General features: G+C 61.7%; 9 protein-coding genes and 2 pseudogenes. 5 read left to right on the top strand and 6 right to left on the bottom strand.

Features of this window, described 5'->3' with window-relative positions; all coding sequences use genetic code 11:
- Window positions 1-135: 135 nt before the first annotated feature.
- Window positions 136-1,095, top strand: a pseudogene (locus HZR81_RS15145) (conjugal transfer nickase/helicase domain-containing protein); the annotation flags it as partial.
- A 175-nt stretch (window positions 1,096-1,270) separates the two neighbouring features.
- Here the strand turns inward: HZR81_RS15145 and HZR81_RS15140 are convergent.
- The 3 genes from HZR81_RS15140 to HZR81_RS15130 are packed head-to-tail and all read right to left on the bottom strand — an operon-like array spanning window position 1,271 to window position 7,316.
- Window positions 1,271-4,393: an efflux RND transporter permease subunit gene (locus HZR81_RS15140; RefSeq protein ID WP_500128608.1), complete on the bottom strand. Its 3,123-nt coding sequence runs from the start codon at window positions 4,391-4,393 to the stop codon at window positions 1,271-1,273.
- Between the two features lie 2 nt (window positions 4,394-4,395).
- A complete protein-coding gene (locus HZR81_RS15135) occupies window positions 4,396-6,033 on the bottom strand; it encodes an efflux RND transporter periplasmic adaptor subunit (protein ID WP_500128607.1) in 1,638 nt (545 codons plus the stop codon).
- On the bottom strand, window positions 6,030-7,316 hold the full coding sequence (locus HZR81_RS15130; RefSeq protein ID WP_500128606.1) for a TolC family protein: 1,287 nt from the start codon (window positions 7,314-7,316) through the stop codon (window positions 6,030-6,032). The genes HZR81_RS15135 and HZR81_RS15130 overlap by 4 nt, the downstream gene beginning before the upstream one ends.
- A gap of 456 nt (window positions 7,317-7,772) precedes the next feature.
- Here HZR81_RS15130 and HZR81_RS15125 point away from each other — a divergent pair, with 456 nt between their 5' ends.
- From HZR81_RS15125 to HZR81_RS15110, 4 genes are all read left to right on the top strand, one after another.
- Window positions 7,773-10,094, top strand: a complete 2,322-nt coding sequence (locus HZR81_RS15125) for a heavy metal translocating P-type ATPase (RefSeq protein ID WP_500128605.1) — start codon at window positions 7,773-7,775, stop codon at window positions 10,092-10,094.
- 74 nt (window positions 10,095-10,168) lie between these two features.
- Window positions 10,169-10,441, top strand: a complete 273-nt coding sequence (locus HZR81_RS15120; protein WP_312301395.1) for a heavy-metal-associated domain-containing protein — start codon at window positions 10,169-10,171, stop codon at window positions 10,439-10,441.
- A 25-nt stretch (window positions 10,442-10,466) separates the two neighbouring features.
- Entirely contained in the window at window positions 10,467-10,925 is a 459-nt protein-coding gene (locus tag HZR81_RS15115; protein WP_312301011.1) for a DUF411 domain-containing protein, read from the top strand.
- A gap of 150 nt (window positions 10,926-11,075) precedes the next feature.
- On the top strand, window positions 11,076-12,839 hold the full coding sequence (locus HZR81_RS15110; protein ID WP_312301013.1) for a protein-disulfide reductase DsbD: 1,764 nt from the start codon (window positions 11,076-11,078) through the stop codon (window positions 12,837-12,839).
- 274 nt (window positions 12,840-13,113) lie between these two features.
- On the opposite strand, the pseudogene HZR81_RS15105 reads toward HZR81_RS15110, so the two are convergent.
- From HZR81_RS15105 to istA, 3 genes and pseudogenes are all read right to left on the bottom strand, one after another.
- A pseudogene (locus HZR81_RS15105) lies at window positions 13,114-14,091 on the bottom strand (tyrosine-type recombinase/integrase); the annotation flags it as partial.
- Window positions 14,092-14,199: 108 nt separating this feature from the next.
- Window positions 14,200-14,955 (bottom strand): IS21-like element helper ATPase IstB, encoded by a 756-nt coding sequence (gene istB, locus HZR81_RS15100; protein ID WP_038408850.1) that lies wholly within the window; start codon window positions 14,953-14,955, stop codon window positions 14,200-14,202.
- Between the two features lie 17 nt (window positions 14,956-14,972).
- The gene (gene istA / locus HZR81_RS15095; protein WP_038408847.1) at window positions 14,973-16,487 is read right to left on the bottom strand and encodes an IS21 family transposase; all 1,515 of its coding nucleotides are present in this window, start codon (window positions 16,485-16,487) and stop codon (window positions 14,973-14,975) included.
- Window positions 16,488-16,776: the final 289 nt, after the last annotated feature.

Below are 16,776 nucleotides of genomic sequence, written 5' to 3'. Positions count from 1 at the left end.
GTTGTTTTCGTCACTTGTTTGACCACAAAAGTCACGCTATCTCGGAATAACTACCAGGACCACATGGGGCCGACCGGATATTTTTCCTCCATGGACCTTTCCAGGGATGGTCTGAGAAGCTGTTTTCCAAGAAATCTGTGGTTGGTCAGCAAGACTGTTTCGGACAAGTTGCGCGCGCACTTGCTGGCACAGGGTATCGAAGGTATCCCCGCGAACAACACCGCCGTGTTCAACGTGCTGCAGGATCACGGCATGCTCCAGCCCACCACTGACGGCAAGGCAATCTGGCGAGCGACGATCACGAGCGACATAGGCTGGTCGCACACATTCACACTGCTGCGATTGGCGCCGGCTCTGATCTGGGAGGGAGATGATCGGCCGGAGCCGTTCACTGGCACTGTCGTGATTGAGGTAGAGCGCAACGATGCGACCACAGAATCATCCATCGATAGCGGTGAAACCTCACCCGTGGCGACCACCGCACGTGCGCCCTCTGCTGCACCCGCTGCCGATAGCGTCGACGCCCTGCTGGCATTGCTCGGCACCTCAGATACCGAACCGCACCCGCAGAGGCCGGAGGTTGAACCACCCCCAGCAACGGGCATCAATGACCCGGCCGCACCTTCTCAGGCGAACGATTCAATGCTGGCGCCTGCCGCTGTGCTTCCGTCCACCGAGAACAGCGGAAACACACGGGAGCAACCTTCCGGCGAACACTTCATGGCTTGGCTGCGAAATCGTGTGCAGAGTCGCAAGCTCATCATCAATGATGCCAAGGCCCTGGTGCACACCGTGGCTGATACGGCATTTCTGGTTAGCCCCGGTGTGTTTCAGCGCTACGCACAGGAGCACCCGCACACGGACGCGCTCGCCAAGCAGGATCAGACTTCAGGTTGGCAGTGGGTGCAAAAGCGCTTCGAAAAGCTGCAACTGCACCGCAAGCAGGACAACGGCCTAAACCTATGGGCATGCGAGGTGTCGGGACCACGCAGGTCCAGGCGATTACACGGTTATCTGCTGGCAGAACCGCAGCACCTGTTCGATGAGGTGCCACCCAACAACCCGTTCTTACAACTTGGCGTTAATCTCAGCTGACCCAACTTGAGCAAGAGAAAGTCGCCGATGTGGATTACGAAAGTGTCGAAGCCTCGCTCGTTGCAACCTATAACCAACTCTCCAGCAGGTACTCGGGCGTCTGTCGCCTGCTTATTCGCCCCCCGGAGGCCTAGGTGGCGCCTCCAGACCTCCGGGTAAGCTGCGAATGAACACGCTACCGGGCGACCACCGCCAGGCCACGCTGCTTGACCAGCATGTAGATCGCCGGAATGACCACAAGCGTCAGTACGGTGGAAGAAATCATCCCACCCACCATCGGCGCGGCAATGCGTCGCATCACCTCCGAGCCGGTACCGGTGCCCCACATGATCGGCAGCAGGCCGGCCATGATGGCCACTACCGTCATCATCTTCGGCCGTACTCGCTCGACTGCACCAGTTATGACTGCCTGGTAGAGATCAGCCACCGTTAACTGCTCGCCGGCTGCTTCCCGTTCGGCTCGGCGCTCGGCGAGCGCATGGTCAAGGTAGATGAGCATGATCACACCGGTCTCGGCAGCCACGCCAGCCAGGGCGATGAAGCCCACCGCCACGGCCACCGAGAAGTTGTAGCCCAGCGCCCACATGAGCCAGATACCACCCACCAGCGAGAACGGCACCGAGAGCATGACGATCAGCGTCTCGGTAAGCCGGCGGAAATTCAGGTACAGCAGCAGGAAGATCACCACCAGGGTCAGCGGCACGACGATTTTTAGCCTCTCCGCCGCCCGCTCCATGTATTCGAACTGGCCGCTCCAGGTCACGTAGTAACCGGGTGGAAAGGTCACCTGATCATTGACCGCCTGCTGTGCCTCTCGCACATAGCTGCCGATGTCGCGGCCGCGAATATCGACATAGATATATGCTGAGAGCAGCGCGTTTTCGGTACGAATGCTGGGCGCGCCCTTGGAAACGCTGATATCGGCGAGCTGCCCGAGCGGAATTTGTGCGCCGCCCGGCGTGGGCACCAGCACCTCGGTGGCAATACGCTGCGGGTCGGAGCGCAGCTCCCGTGGGTAGCGAACGCTGACGCCGAATCGCTCGCGCCCTTCCACGGTCGTGGTCACACGCTCGCCGCCCAACGCAGTGGCTATGACCATCTGCACCTCCCCCACCGTCAGGCCGTAGCGGGCCAGGGCATCGTAGTCGGGGGCAATATCAAGATAGAAGCCACCCGTGATGCGCTCGGCAAACGCGCTGGTTGTCCCGGGCACCGCCTGCACAACCGTCTCGATCTGGGTGGCCAGCCGCTCGATCCCGGCGAGGTCCATGCCAAACACCTTGATGCCAATGGGCGTTCGTATGCCGGTAGATAGCATGTCCAGGCGCCCCCGAATGGGCATGGTCCAGCTGTTGGCCACACCCGGAAACCGGAGCGCTTCATCCATCTCGGCGATGAGCTTATCCATCGTCATTCCCGGCCGCCAGTGCTCTTCCGGCTTGAGGTTGACCACCGTCTCGAACATTTCGATCGGGGCCGGGTCGGTGGCCGTGGCCGCGCGGCCCGCCTTGCCGAATACCGAGGCTACCTCGGGAAAGCTCTTGATGATCCGGTCCTGCGCCTGCATGAGTTCCGCAGCCTTGGTGATGGACATGCCCGGGAGCGAGGCCGGCATGTACAGCAGCGTGCCTTCGTTGAGGCTCGGCATGAATTCGCTGCCAAGCTGGCGCGCCGGCAGGATGCTCACGCCCAAAACCACGAGCGCCACCACGATGGTTGTCACCTTCCATCGCAGCACGATATGGATGATCGGGCTATAAATCCAGATCAGGAAACGGTTCACCGGGTTCTTGTGCTCGGGGATGATCCGCCCGCGCACGAACAACAGCATCAGCACCGGCACCAGCGTCACCGAGAGTACCGCCGCACCCGCCATGGCGAAGGTCTTGGTGAAGGCGAGCGGCGAGAACATCCGTCCTTCCTGGGACTCCAGCGTGAACACCGGTAGGAAGGAAACGGTAATGATCAGCAGCGAGAAGAACAGCGCCGGCCCCACCTCGCGGCAGGCTTCAATGATGACCTCTGCCCTCGGCTTGTCCGGCGACGCTCGCTCCAGGTGCTTGTGCGCGGCCTCAATCATCACGATGGCCGCGTCCACCATTGCGCCGATAGCGATGGCGATGCCGCCCAGGCTCATGATGTTGGAATTGAGCCCCAGCCAGCGCATGACGATGAAGGCGATCAGGATGCCCACCGGCAGCATGAGGATGGCCACCAGCGCACTGCGTACATGCAGAAGAAACACAATGCACACCAGCGCGACGATGATCGACTCTTCCAGCAGCGTGACCTTGAGATTGTCCACGGCGCGCTGGATAAGATCCGAACGGTCGTATACCGGCTCGATCTCGACACCTTCCGGCAGGCCGGGACGAATCTCCTCTATCTTGGCCTTCAGGTTGTCGATCACGTTCATGGCATTTTCGCCGTAGCGGGCGACGGCGATGCCGCCGACCACCTCGCCCTCCCCGTTGAGCTCGACCACGCCGCGACGCTCATCAGGGCCGAGCTCGACGCGCGCCACATCGCGCAGCAGAACCGGCACCCCGCCCGCGGCCTTGAGCACCAGTTTCTCGATGTCCGCTGCACCACGCAAATAGCCGCGACCGCGCACCATGTACTCGGTCTCGCTCATTTCCACGATGCGACCGCCCACGTCGGCATTGCTGGTGCGAATGACGTCGGAAATGCGGCTCAACGGGATGTCGTAGGCCTGCAGCTTCTGCGGATCGACGGTGACCTGGTACTGCTGGACGAAGCCGCCGATGCTGGCGATTTCGGACACACCCTCGGCCTTGGTGAGTTGATAGCGCACGAACCAGTCCTGCAGCGTGCGCAGCTCCGCAAGGGTATGCCGCGCACTGGTCAGCGCGTACTGGTAGACCCAGCCAACGCCGGTGGCGTCCGGCCCCAGCGCCGGTGTCACTCCAGCTGGAAGGCTCTTGGAGGCGAAGTTCAAGTACTCAAGCACCCGCGAGCGCGCCCAGTAGATATCGGTGCCGTCCTCGAAAATCACATAAACGAAGGAGGCGCCAAAGAACGAGAAGCCCCGTACCACCTTGGAATTGGGTACCGAGAGCAGTGCGGTGGTGAGCGGGTAGGTAACCTGATCCTCTACCACCTGCGGCGCTTGCCCTGGAAACTCGGTGTAGACAATCACCTGCACGTCGGACAGATCCGGCAACGCGTCCAGCGGGGTTTTCACCACGGCGTAGACGCCGGCGCCGATAATGATCAGCGTGGCGAGCAACACCAGGAAGACGTTGCGAACCGACCATTCAATGATTCTGGAGAGCATATTCAATGCCCCCCATGGGAGTTGTCGTGGTCATCCGGCATGACATGACCGGAATGTGCTCCTGGCTTAGTGTGGCTTTCGTGGTCATGCACATCATCCGGCGAAGCATGAGTCTCGCTGCTCCCGTGACTGCCCCCATGATTGTCGTCGCTGCTTTCAGTGTGGCCAGCATGGCCGCTGTGTGCGTCGTCATCGGTCGGGGTGGCGGCATGGCCAGGACTTTCGTGGCTCCCATGATCATGGGCATCGGCTGCCGCCGACTTCGGGCTCATGCCGCTCAGCGCTGCCTTGAGGTTGCTCTCGGCATCGATCAGGAAGTTGGCCCGCGTGACCACGGACTCTCCCTCGCCCAGCCCTTCAAGCACTTCAAGAAAGCCGTCTGCCCGTCTGCCGGTGAGCAGTTCGCGCGGCTCGAAGCGACCCTCACCCAGGGCGACCAGTGCGACCTGCCGAGTGCCGCTGTCGATCACCGCCGAGTCGGGAACCGCGAGCACGGGTGTGCGCTCCCCAGCAGCCAGCTGGGCAGTGCCAAACATGGCCGGCTTGAGCAGGCCGTCGGGATTGGACAGCTCGATACGAACCTTTACAGTGCGGGTCTGCGGCGAGAGATCGGGGTAGATGAAGGTCACCTCGCCAGTGAAATGGCGGCCTGGATAGGCGCTGACCGTGAGCTGTACCGCTTGCCCCGGTTTTACCAACGCCAGGTCCTGCTCGAATACCTCAGCGATAAGCCAGACGGTATCGAGGTCCGCAATTCGGTAGAGAACGTCCCCGGGCTGGAAGCGCATGCCTTCCAACGCTGGTTTGTCCAGTACGACCCCATCCACCGGAGCGGTGATCGTCAAGGTACGGCTGGTTTTGCCGGTACGGCGCAAGCGCTCAAGCTGTGCTTCGCCAATATCCCAGTTGCCTAGCCGCTGCATGGCAGATTCTGAGAGTGAGGCGACCCCCTGCCTGGCATTCGCACTGCCAGCCGCTAGGCGCTGTCGTCCAGCATTGGCGATCAAGAACTCCTGCTGCGCCGAGACCAACTCGGGGCTATAGACGTCTATCAACGGCTGGCCCTTACGGACCGGCTCGCCGGTGGTGTTCACATGGAGCTTCTCAATCCATCCGTCGAACTTCGGCGCCAGGGTGTACTGGCCACGCTCGTCCACCTGCACCGTACCGACGGCACGCACCGTGCGCGTGAGCACGCGGCGCTCGACCGGCGAGGTCAACACACCCAGTAGCTGGATCTTGTCGGGACTGATGGTTACGGTACTTCCGGATTCCTCACCCTCGTAGACGGCGATGTAGTCCATGCCCATGGAGTCCTTCTTCGGCACTGGCGAGGTGTCCGGCAGGCCCATGGGATTACGGTAGTAGAGAACCTTGCGCTCGCCCCGCGCGCCAGCGGGCGCCTCGTCGGCATACACCGGGATGTAGTCCATCCCCATCGGGTCCTTCTTCGGCACCGGCGAGGTGTCGGCCAGGCCCATGGGATTACGGTAGTAGAGGACCTTGCGCTCCTGTGGCGCGCTGCTATCGACGTTCTCTGAGGAAGTTGGCTTTTGCGCCATCAGGTAACCGCCGGCAAACCCGGCGATTGCGGTGGCGAGGGCGAACGTGCCGGCGCCCAGAATCATGCTGCGTTTCATAGCTCTGCTCCGATAAGACGCTCCAGTTCCACCACCCGTACGCGCTGCTCCAGTTCATACGAAAGGAGCGACAGCCGCAGCTGACGGATCTGTCGCTGGGCATCGAGCAAGGTGGCGAAATCGACGTTGCCGGTCTGATAGCTGGCGAGCGCCGATTGATAGGTGAGTTCCGCCTGCGGCAAGAGCGTTCTTTCGATTAGCGCGTGCTGCCGAAAGGCTGTCTCCAACGCCGACCATTCTTCACCGACGCTACCGGCGAGGCGACTGTTGACATCTTCGCGCCGCGCCTCTGCGGCATAGCGCATTGAGACGGCCTCGCGCTGCTCGGCGCTGCGGCGCCTGCCCCACAGTGGAACGTTCATCTCCAGCATCAATTCGAATTCTTCGGCGCGGTTGCCCATCTGCACAACGGCGGTGCCGACGGTGATATCCGGAATCCAGTTTCGATTCGCGAGCTCCTCGGCGCGCCGGGCTTCCTGAATCCGTGCATTGAGCTCGGCCACTTGAGGATTGCCGCCAAGGATTCTCGCCTGCAGCTCCGCCAGGGTAGGCACCGCGGCAGGCAGCGCGGGCCAACCGGCAGGCGTCGCCAGCGGCGCGTTCGCCGGGCGGGCCAGAATACCGTTGAGCCGCGCCGCAGTACCGCGCCGGTCACGCTCCAGCGTTAGCAGCTCGCTCTGCAGGCTGCTGTGCTCGGTCTGCGCCTTGATCACGTCTTGTTGCGGTGCAAGCCCGACCCGGTAGCGCGCCTCGGCGATGCTCTCAAGCTCATCCACCAGGCTCCGCAACTCCTCGGTCACCTGGGTGGCGGCATGGGCGTACTGGTATTCGTTGAAGGCGAGTTTGACCAGGCTTCTGAGCTCAACCCGGCTCAGGCGCTCGCGCGCCACCGCCTGCTCTGCGCCCGCCTCGGCGATCTCGCGGGCAAGCCCTCGCTTGCCGCCCAGCGGAAAGGTCTGACGGAACGCGTAGCGTGTGCTGCCGACGCCGCTCGGCGAGAGGCTCGGGTCGTCACGGGCGATACCCATTTCTTCGAACGTGAGCATCGGATCAGGAAGCGAGCCGGCCACGTCGGGCCGCTCCCAGGCGGCCTGTCTCTCATACCCTGCAGCCCGCAGCTCAGGGCTCTGGCGTTCGAGCAGGTCGAGCAGCGGAGGCAAGGTGGCGCCAAATTCGGCTGACTCTGGTGCGGCTTGAACACTGCCGCTCAGAACAAGGCCCAGGGTGACAGCAGCCAGCAGCACTCGTTGGCTGCCAGGCAACGGTTGAACGATCCAGTTCATAGTTTCCTCTTTCTGCTATGCCGGCCCCTTTGATCGCAGCGCCGAAAGCCAAAACCTTTCCCAGCTTCGGCTAGGTCCACCAGGCTCTCTCTCATCGCGCAGAGCGAAAGGTGCACCAATGAGCCACTTCCTTTTCTCAAAATATTCATCAGATCTAGCTCCGTAGCACGCAGAGTCGGCACAAGGAAAAGCATGGGCTCGTTAGTGATCCGAGCCTCGAATTAAGAAGCGTTTTTTATTGCCTGGCTTTATTGCAGATCAGGCCTGTCATGCAGATGACCTGGACATTACATCGATGTCAGCTTTTTCAAAGGAACCATTTCTTGGCGGAATGCCCAGGTGTCTGCCGCAAGCTTACAATAATGTAAATCTTGGGTCAGGCGGCTGTCAGCCCGTCAGGGATACCCTATATAAAATACCCCCGCGTGTGCGTAGACAGGTTTAACAGGAGCGGTAATGTCTCAGGCCAATCAGCCACATCCCACACTTCAGACCCCATCGGATCGTGACCCTGTTTGTGGCATGACGGTCAAATCCGACAGTCCGCACCAGACCAGCCACGCCGGCCAACAACTGCTCTTCTGCAGCCAACGCTGTCTGGAAAAATTCAATGCCGAGCCAAGCAGATATTTGGATGCTGGGGATGCTCACGGCGAGACGCCGACCGTCGATCACGGCGCCGAATACACCTGCCCGATGCACCCGGAAATACTGCAGATCGGCCCAGGCACATGCCCCAAATGCGGCATGGCCCTGGAGCCGGTCATGCCCGAACTGGAAGAAGAGGACAACCCGGAGCTCAGAGACTTTTCTCGACGCTTCTGGTGGACGTTGCCGTTGACCGTGATTGTCACTGTATTGGCAATGGGTGAGCACGCTATCTCGCTGTTTCACGGCGCCACGCAGAACTGGGTCGAACTGGCGCTAGCCACCCCGGTGGCGCTCTGGGCCGGCTGGCCCTTCTACGTGCGCTGCGTGCAATCGTTCATCAACCGCAGCCCGAACATGTGGACGCTGATCGGCCTCGGAACCTCCGCCGCCTACCTGTACAGCCTGATCGCCACCCTGGCGCCCGGCGTATTCCCCGACCACTTCATGCAGGGTGAACGCATCGGCGTGTACTTCGAGGCGGCAGCGGTAATCATCTCGCTGACTCTGCTCGGCCAAATCCTGGAACTCAAGGCGCGCTCGCAGACCTCGGCGGCAATCAGATCGCTGCTCGGTCTGGCGCCCAAGACCGCCCGGCGTATCAACGCCGATGGCAGCGAAGAGGACATACCCCTCACCCACGTGCACAGCGGCGACAAGCTGCGGGTGCGCCCAGGCGAAAAAGTGCCGGTTGATGGCATGGTGGTGGAAGGCGAAAGCGCGGTGGACGAGTCGATGCTGACCGGCGAGCCGGTGCCGATCATGAAACGCGTCGGTGATAGCCTGATCGGCGCTACCCTCAACAGCCACGGCAGCTTGGTGATGCAGGCACAAAAGGTCGGCAGCTCGACCGTGCTTGCGCAGATCGTGCAGATGGTAGCCCAAGCGCAGCGCTCCAAGGCGCCAATGCAGCGGCTGGCCGACGTCATTGCCGGGCGTTTCGTGCTGGCGGTCATCGCCATCGCTGCTCTGACCTTTGTCGTATGGGGCCTGTGGGGGCCGGAACCGAGCTGGGTGTTCGGTCTGATCAACGCAGTCGCGGTACTGATCATTGCCTGCCCCTGCGCCCTGGGCCTGGCCACGCCGATGTCGGTGATGGTCGCCACCGGCAAAGCGGCCGGCAGCGGCGTGCTGTTCCGCGATGCTGCCGCGATAGAAAACCTGCGCAAGATCGACACTCTGATCGTAGATAAGACCGGCACCCTCACCGAAGGCCGCCCTGCTTTCCACAGCGTCGAGGCGGCGCCCGGCTTCACGCGGGACGAGGTGCTGCGACTGGCCGCCAGCCTGGACCAGGGCAGCGAACATCCCCTGGCACACGCCATCGTCGATAATGCCCGTGCCCAGGGCCTTGCGCTGAGCACGCCTGAAACCTTCGAATCGGCCTCCGGCATCGGCGTGCGTGGCAAGGTTGACGGCCGCGACTTGCAGTTGGGCAACACCGCGCTGATGAATGATGCCGGCGTGGATGCCAGCCCGCTCAAGGGACATGCCGAACAGCTGCGCGGCGAAGGCGTGAGCATCATGTTCCTGGCCGTGGACAACGTACTGGCCGGCCTGCTGGCGGTTTCCGACCCGATCAAACCGACCTCAAAACTGGCGATCCAGCGCCTGCAGGCAGACGGCATACGGGTGATCATGGCCACCGGCGATGGCCTGACGACTGCCCGTGCCGTAGCCCGCGAACTGGGTATCGAGGAGGTGCACGGCGAGGTCAAGCCGCAGGACAAGGAACGCCTGACCGCCTCGCTGCAACAGCAAGGGCACCGCGTGGCCATGGCCGGCGACGGCATCAACGACGCCCCGGCCCTGGCGCGCGCCGATATCGGCATTGCCATGGGCACCGGCACCGATGTGGCGATGAACAGCGCCCAGGTCACGCTGGTCAAGGGCGACCTGCTCGGCATCCTGCGCGCGCGCAGCCTGTCGGTGGCCACCGTGCGCAACATGCACCAGAACCTGACCTTCGCCTTTCTCTACAACGCTCTGGGCATTCCATTGGCAGCCGGCCTGCTCTACCCGCTGACCGGCCTCCTGCTGTCACCAATAATCGCAGCGCTGGCGATGAGCATGAGCTCCGCTTCGGTGGTGTTCAACGCCTTGAGACTGCGCAAGGTATCAATCGACTGAAACTCTTGACCTTGCCACCTTGGCAAGGTTGAGAATTGCCTCAACCCCTGCAGTAACCTCGCAAGGAGATTGTCATGAGCACTGTTGAATTGAGTGTCAAAGGCATGAGCTGCGGCTCATGCGTCCTGCATGTCACCGAGGCGCTCAATGCAGTTGAAGGCGTCACCGAGGTCGATGTCGATCTGCAAGCGGCACGTGTGCGGGTCAGCGCTGAGTGCGACAGCGATGTGCTTGTCGCCGCCCTGGGTGATGCTGGATACCCCGCCCAACTGAGCAGTCCGGCGGCCTCATCGAGCCCCGCCAGGAAAACCGGATGCGGTGGCAGCGGTGGCTGCTGTTGCAAGTGAGCAAACCATTGGAAACAGGTTTTTTATGTCCAGAACACTGACTACCGCGGCGCTCGCCGCCCTGCTGCTAAGTGGCGCCGCCCAGGCCGCGCAACCCCTGATCATTGATGTGCACCGCGACGCCAACTGTGGGTGCTGCAAGGACTGGATTACCTACCTGGAGAACAACGGCTTCGAAGTCCGCGATCACGTCGAACGCACCATGAACACGGTCAAGCAAGACCTCGGCGTGAAACCGCGTCTGGCTTCCTGCCATACAGGCGTGATCGATGGAAAGTTCGTTGAAGGCCACGTGCCCGTTGCGCAGATTTTGGAGCTTCGCAAGCGCCCTGACCTGCTGGGCATCGCCGTGCCAGGCATGCCGGCTGGCTCACCAGGCATGGAGTATGGCGACGTCAAACATCCCTACCAGGTGATCGGGATAACCCGCACTGGCCGAGAAAAGGTCATTGCCAATTATCCGCTGGAACAAGCCCCGAATTAATAGCGGTTCGCCGGGCGGGCTGGTACTGGCTGGCATCCTGCGATGCACTGAATCGCAGCGGAGGCCATCCCCAGCCCGCACTTCAAAAGGCCCGGCTCCGTTAACAAGCTGAAATTCACCTCCTTTTCGTTATTAGCCCGCGAGATGGTCATGTCCCGCCTCCTGCTGTGTCTGCTGCTACTGCTTGCCTTGCCAGCCAACGCCGAGATATTTGATTCTTCGCGTCCTCAGTCGGCTCTGTTTGGCACTCCGCTGAATAACAGCCAGGATTTCCTTCCGGTAGACAGGGCCTTCCGCCTCGACCTGTTGGAAGCTGGTAAGGACAGCATCCGCCTGCGCTTCATAAATGCCGAGGGTTATTACCTCTATAAACATCGCTTCGCATTCACCAGCGACCACCCGCAAGTGTCAATCGGCACCCCGCAATGGCCCCCGGCCGAACCGAAAACCGATGATTTTTTTGGCGATGTCGAGGTGTTCTACGGCGTTACCGACTTGCTGCTACCCGTTAATAACCCTCAGAACACACCGTTCACCTTACAGGTGAGCTATCAGGGCTGCGCTGATCTGGGGCTGTGCTATCCGCCAGAGATTCGCAGCTTCGAGGTAGGTGATCCTCCCCTCATTGCAGCCCTGCAACAAGGGGTCGCCATTGACTGGCGTAGTCTGGCGCTGTTCTTCCTGGCGGGCTTGGGCCTGACTTTCACACCCTGCGTGCTACCAATGCTGCCAATTCTGTCTGGCGTGGTATTACGCGGACAACTCGGCGGAACGCGTGGATTACGCCTATCGCTTGCCTACGTACTCCCCATGGCTGCCAGCTTCGCCCTGCTTGGTGCGCTAATGGGCATGTTCGGCGCTGGCCTCAACCTACAAGCGCGCCTGCAGTCACCGTGGCTGTTGGTGCCCTTTGCGATGTTCTTCACTGTTTTCGCTCTGGCCATGTTTGGCGTATTCGAGTTGCGCATGCCGCGCTTTATCACCGAACGACTGGATCTCCTAGCCGGCCAGGCCCGCGGGGGTTCAATGTTGGGCGCCGCCACGCTCGGCGTACTGTCGAGCCTGCTGGTTTCGCCCTGTGTGACTGCCCCTCTGGTCGGCGCACTGCTCTACATCAGCACCACCGGCGACGCACTGGGTGGCGGCCTTAAGCTGTTTGCCCTCGGGTTGGGCATGGGCGCGCCGTTGGTATTGTTCGCCATCGGCGGCGGAGCATTGCTACCCAAGTCTGGCACCTGGATGGTCGGTGTGCGCAAGGCTTTCGGCGTGATGCTGCTGGCTGTCTCCGTATGGCTGCTGGAACGCGTGCTACCCGCCCCAGTGACTTTGGCCTTGTGGGGCCTTTTGGCAGTTGGCAGCGCGATTTGGCTCGGTGCCTTGGAGTTCACTCTCAAGTCCGGCCGGCAAAGGCTCGCCCAACTACTCGGTGTGGCGCTCCTGGTCTACGGTGTCAGCGCCTGGCTCGGCGCTTTGCAAGGTCAATCCGATCCGCTGCGACCGCTGAGTCAGCTGGACGCCAAAGCCGTACTTCCGACCGGCGCTAACGCCGGCTGGCAGACCGTGGATACACCAGCTGCTCTGGATGCCGCTCTGCTGTCAGCGAAAGATGCCGACCAACCACTGCTATTGGACTGGTACGCCGACTGGTGCATCAGTTGCAAGGTAATTGAACGAGAAGTGCTGGCAGCGCCCGCCGTGCGTGAGCAACTGACCGGTTACCGACTGGTGCGCTTCGACATAACGCGTAGCGATGCCGAGCAACGCGCCCTGCTCGACCGCTACCAGCTGTTCGGCCCACCGGCACTGCAGTTATTCGCTCCCAATGGCGAAGAATGGCAAGATCTCCGCACTGTTGGCGAAACCGACGCTGAGAGTTTCGTCAAACGCCTGCGCCAAGCCAACGGCCGAATCTAGATTAGCCCCTCCACTTCTGGAGGGGAGTGTTCTACCCCTGGCAGGCCAACAGGCTAACGGAAATGCAATCGCCACTACAGCCTACTGTCATCAGAGCAGCCGGCGATGCCGGCTGTCATTCCTTTCAGGCCAAGCACACCGCAACAACTGAAATCTAAGCTCTAGCCACCATCGACAGGCGCTCAATAGGCCCACCAACTGACGACCCCAGAATTAGCGACTTACCATCATCCACAGGGTCGAAGGACATTTCCGCACCTTGGTCTAGCAGCGGCATACCATCGAAGCGGATAGTAAGGTGCGTACTGGCCGCTTTGATCTTGTTCTGCTCTAACAAATCGAGCCGATCGGCCCAGTCTTGCATCATTTTCCGGCGGGGCTCCACATACAGAGCGTGGTTGTACGTGGCGCTGACCTTGTTGGGGTCCGCGTGCGAGAGCTGGGCGTCCACCCAGTTCTTGGGGTAACCAAACTCGTTGAGCGCCGTGGAGAGCGTGCCACGGATGCCGTGACCAGTGAGCAAATCTTTATAGCCCATGCGCTTGATCGCGCCGTTCAGCGTGTTCTCGCTAATGCGCATTCTCAGCTCGCTTCGGTGTGCAAGTAGATAGCGCTGGGCTGGCTTGGTCTGCTCCAGCAGATAGCGAACGATCTCGATGGCCTGGACCGATAACGGCACGATATAGGGCGGAATATCCTGCGGCCTCTGTCCACGCTTGCGCATACCATCCTGCAGCTGCTTGACCACCTCAGGGGGAATGATCCATAAGCCGCGCTCAAGATCGAACTGATCCGGAGTCGCCAGGCGGAGCTCCCCAGTACGCACACCCGTCAGCAGCAGCAAACGAATACCGAGTTGCGTAGTGATCCTGCCCCTATAACGGCGCAGCTTGTTCAGCAGATTGGGCAGCTCAGGTAGCCGCAGGAAGGGATTGTGGGCCACAGGCGGTTTGGGGACAGCCACTACGCACAGGTCCGATGCCGGGTTGCCATCCAACCCTTCGACTTTCACCATCGCAAAGCGGAACAACTGCCTGAGCCAGGTGCGCACTTTCTCGGCAGTGGTAAATGCCCTGCGCTGCTCGATACTCGCGAGCACATCCAACAGGTCGGGACGGCAAATATCGAAGATGGATACTGAGCCTAACGCGGGCAGAACGTCTTTATCGAAGATACGCTGGATCTGCGAGAGGGTACTCTGCCTGCCCTCCTTTAGTTCCAGCTTGCGGTGGGCAAGCCACTGCAGATACACAACTGCGGATTCCACGCCATTCGGACACTCAGCCCACGCTGATCCGGAAACCTGTTCCACGATCATTCGGACAGGCAGTCGGAGCGCAGCGACGCAGGGGTTGCATTGTTAGTCTGAGGCGCCCGGCGCCGTCAATTTCTTCACCCGCTTTCTCATCGACTCGCCCTTGAGGTTGATCCGGTAGGCGTTGTGCACCAGGCGGTCGAGGATGGCATCGGCCAGGGTTGGATCGCCGATCAGTTCGTGCCAGTTGTCCACGGGCATTTGGCTGGTCACGAGGGTCGAGCGCTGGCCGTAGCGGTCGTCCAGTAGCTCCAGCATGTCGCGGCGCTGTTCGGCGGTGAACGGGGCCAGGCCCCAGTCATCAAGGATCAGCAGGTCGGTCTTGGCATAGCCGCTCATCAGCTTGGCGAAGCGCCCGTCGCCATGGGCTAGGCCCAACTCTTCCAACAGGCGCGGCAAGCGCAGGTAACGCACGCTGTAACCCTCTCGGCAGGCCTGGTGTGCCAGGGCGCAGGCCAGCCAGGTTTTACCCACGCCGGTGGGCCCGTTGATGATCAGGTTGAGTCCGTCGCGTAACCACTGACCGCTGCTCAGCTGGAGGATCAGCGCCTTGTCGAGTCCGCGCGGGCTGCGGTAGTCGATGTCTTCGAGGCAGGCGTTGTGCTTGAGCCGGGCCTGACGCAGGCGGCTGCTGAGGCGCTTGTCGTCGCGTTCGGTCAGTTCGCGGTCGACCAGCAGGCCGAGGCGTTCCACGAAGCTCAGGCTGTCGATGTCGGGGGTTTTCAGCTGCTCGGCGAGTGCCTTGAGCATGCCGGTCAGGCGCAGGGTCTGGAGCTTGTCCAGGGTCGGATGGGGCAGCATGGTGGGATTCCTTGTGTTCAGTGGTAGTAGCCGGGGCCGCGCAGATTGGCGTGGTCGTCCGGCAGCAGGGGCAGGTTGGCTTGAGCCAACGGCAGGCTTTCCAAACCCTGGCGCAGGATCGATTCGAGGCTCTTGTAGCTGCACGCACCGAGGCTGAGGGCGCGACGGCAGGCCAACTCCAAGCGCACTTCGCCATGGGTCTTGCCCAGGCGCAGGATGCCCAGGCAGGCCCGGTAGCCTTGGGTTGGGTGGATGCGCCGTTCGAGGATGTGGCTGATCACGCCGGCCGTGTTCGGCCCGGTCTGCTCAGCCCAGCGGATCAGCCGTTGTGGCGTCCACTCGGCGTGCTCGCGATGGCTCTTGGGCATGTGCTCGGCCTGTGTGCTGTGCCGGCCCTTGTGCGGTGAGCGAAGGTGGCTGGCCACCCGCTGATTGGCGTGGAAGCACTCCACCGTGCGCGCTGTCAGGCGTACTTCCAGTTGTTTCTTCACCAGTTGGTACGGCACCGAGTAGTAGTGCCCATCAACCTCGACGTGGTAGTCGATGTGCACACGCGCCTTCTTCCACTCGGCATACACGTAGGGTTGCTCCGGCAGCGGCCGCAGCACCGGACGATCCAGGGCTTCGAAGGCCGAGTGCCGGGAGCCCGGCAGCTTGCGAAACGGTCGTCGGTTGAGGCGCTCCAGCAATAAGGCGATGGCGCTGTTGAGTTCGTTCAAGGAGAAGAACTGGCGGTTCCTCAGCGCGGCGAGGATCCAGCGCTCGACCACCTGCACGCCGACCTCGGCCTTAGCCTTGTCGCGCGGCTTACGCGCCCGCGCCGGCACCACCGCCACGCCATAGTGCTCGGCCAGATCGCGGTAGCTCGGGTTGATGTCCGGCTCGTAGCGATGGCTCTTACTCACCGCGCTGCGCAGGTTGTCCGGCACCACGATCTCCGGCACGCCCCCGAGGAAGGCGAAGCAGCGGGTATGCGAGCCCAGCCAGTCCGGCAGCTGCTGCGACCAGGTGGCTTCGGCGAAGGTGTAGCTGGAGGCGCCGAGCACCGCGACGAACACCTGCGCCTGGCGGATCTCGCCGCTGTGCCGGTCGATCACCGGCACCGTCTGCCCGGCGTAGTCGACGAACAACTTCTCGCCGACACGATGTTCCTGGCGCATCACCACGTCCAGCTTGCCCTGCCAGGCCCGGTAGTGCTCGCAGAACCAGCTGTACTGAAAACCCTGCGGCTGGCTCAGGCGATACTCCTGCCAGAGCAGCGCCAGGGTCACGCCGGGGCGACGCAGCTCGGCGTGCACCCAAGACCAATCAGGCAGTGGCCGCTGCTCACTGGGCACCGCAGGGGCCAGTGGGAACAGTTGCTGTTCCAGTTCGGAATCGGACAACGAGCAGGGCCAGGCTAGACCGCTGGCGGCAAAGCGACAGAGGTAATCACCGGCACTGCTGTGGCCTATGCCCAGACTGCGGGAGATCTTACGGACAGACAGCCCGCAATCGAACTTGAGGCGCAACACCTCACGGATTTTACGCATGGACAAACGCTCCACGACGACCTCTCTGCTTCGAAAAAGAGGTCGATGGTAGTGAATAAATCCTGCGTAGCTGCCTGCCTGGAAAGTGTCCGGATGGCCGTGGAATCGGTGTCCGGATGCTCGTGGAATGAGTGTCCGGATCAGCGTGGAATCACTGTCCGGATGTGCGTGGAATGGGTGTCCGAGTCAGCGTGGAATCCGCATACACAACCTTGAAGCTGTTCTCCGTCGCGAAACGGACAGCTTGAAGTTTTTGCTTACGATCAATTTTGGGGTTGATGCCTTTCGC

Origin of the sequence: Pseudomonas sp. LM13 (genome assembly GCF_041381355.1) — a bacterium.
Taxonomy (GTDB): domain Bacteria; phylum Pseudomonadota; class Gammaproteobacteria; order Pseudomonadales; family Pseudomonadaceae; genus Stutzerimonas; species Stutzerimonas frequens.
This window is presented reverse-complemented; position numbering and strand designations above follow the sequence as displayed.

Excerpts from the sequence above, each read along its gene's own strand:
- HZR81_RS15140 (WP_500128608.1), bottom strand. The coding sequence starts at position 4,393 with ATGCTCTCCAGAATCATTGAATGGTCGGTTCGCAACGTCTTCCTGGTG.
- HZR81_RS15135 (WP_500128607.1), bottom strand. The coding sequence starts at position 6,033 with ATGAAACGCAGCATGATTCTGGGCGCCGGCACGTTCGCCCTCGCCACC.
- HZR81_RS15130 (WP_500128606.1), bottom strand. The coding sequence starts at position 7,316 with ATGAACTGGATCGTTCAACCGTTGCCTGGCAGCCAACGAGTGCTGCTG.
- HZR81_RS15125 (WP_500128605.1), top strand. The coding sequence starts at position 7,773 with ATGTCTCAGGCCAATCAGCCACATCCCACACTTCAGACCCCATCGGAT.
- HZR81_RS15120 (WP_312301395.1), top strand. The coding sequence starts at position 10,169 with ATGAGCACTGTTGAATTGAGTGTCAAAGGCATGAGCTGCGGCTCATGC.
- HZR81_RS15115 (WP_312301011.1), top strand. The coding sequence starts at position 10,467 with ATGTCCAGAACACTGACTACCGCGGCGCTCGCCGCCCTGCTGCTAAGT.
- HZR81_RS15110 (WP_312301013.1), top strand. The coding sequence starts at position 11,076 with ATGTCCCGCCTCCTGCTGTGTCTGCTGCTACTGCTTGCCTTGCCAGCC.
- istB (WP_038408850.1), bottom strand. The coding sequence starts at position 14,955 with ATGCTGCCCCATCCGACCCTGGACAAGCTCCAGACCCTGCGCCTGACC.
- istA (WP_038408847.1), bottom strand. The coding sequence starts at position 16,487 with ATGCGTAAAATCCGTGAGGTGTTGCGCCTCAAGTTCGATTGCGGGCTG.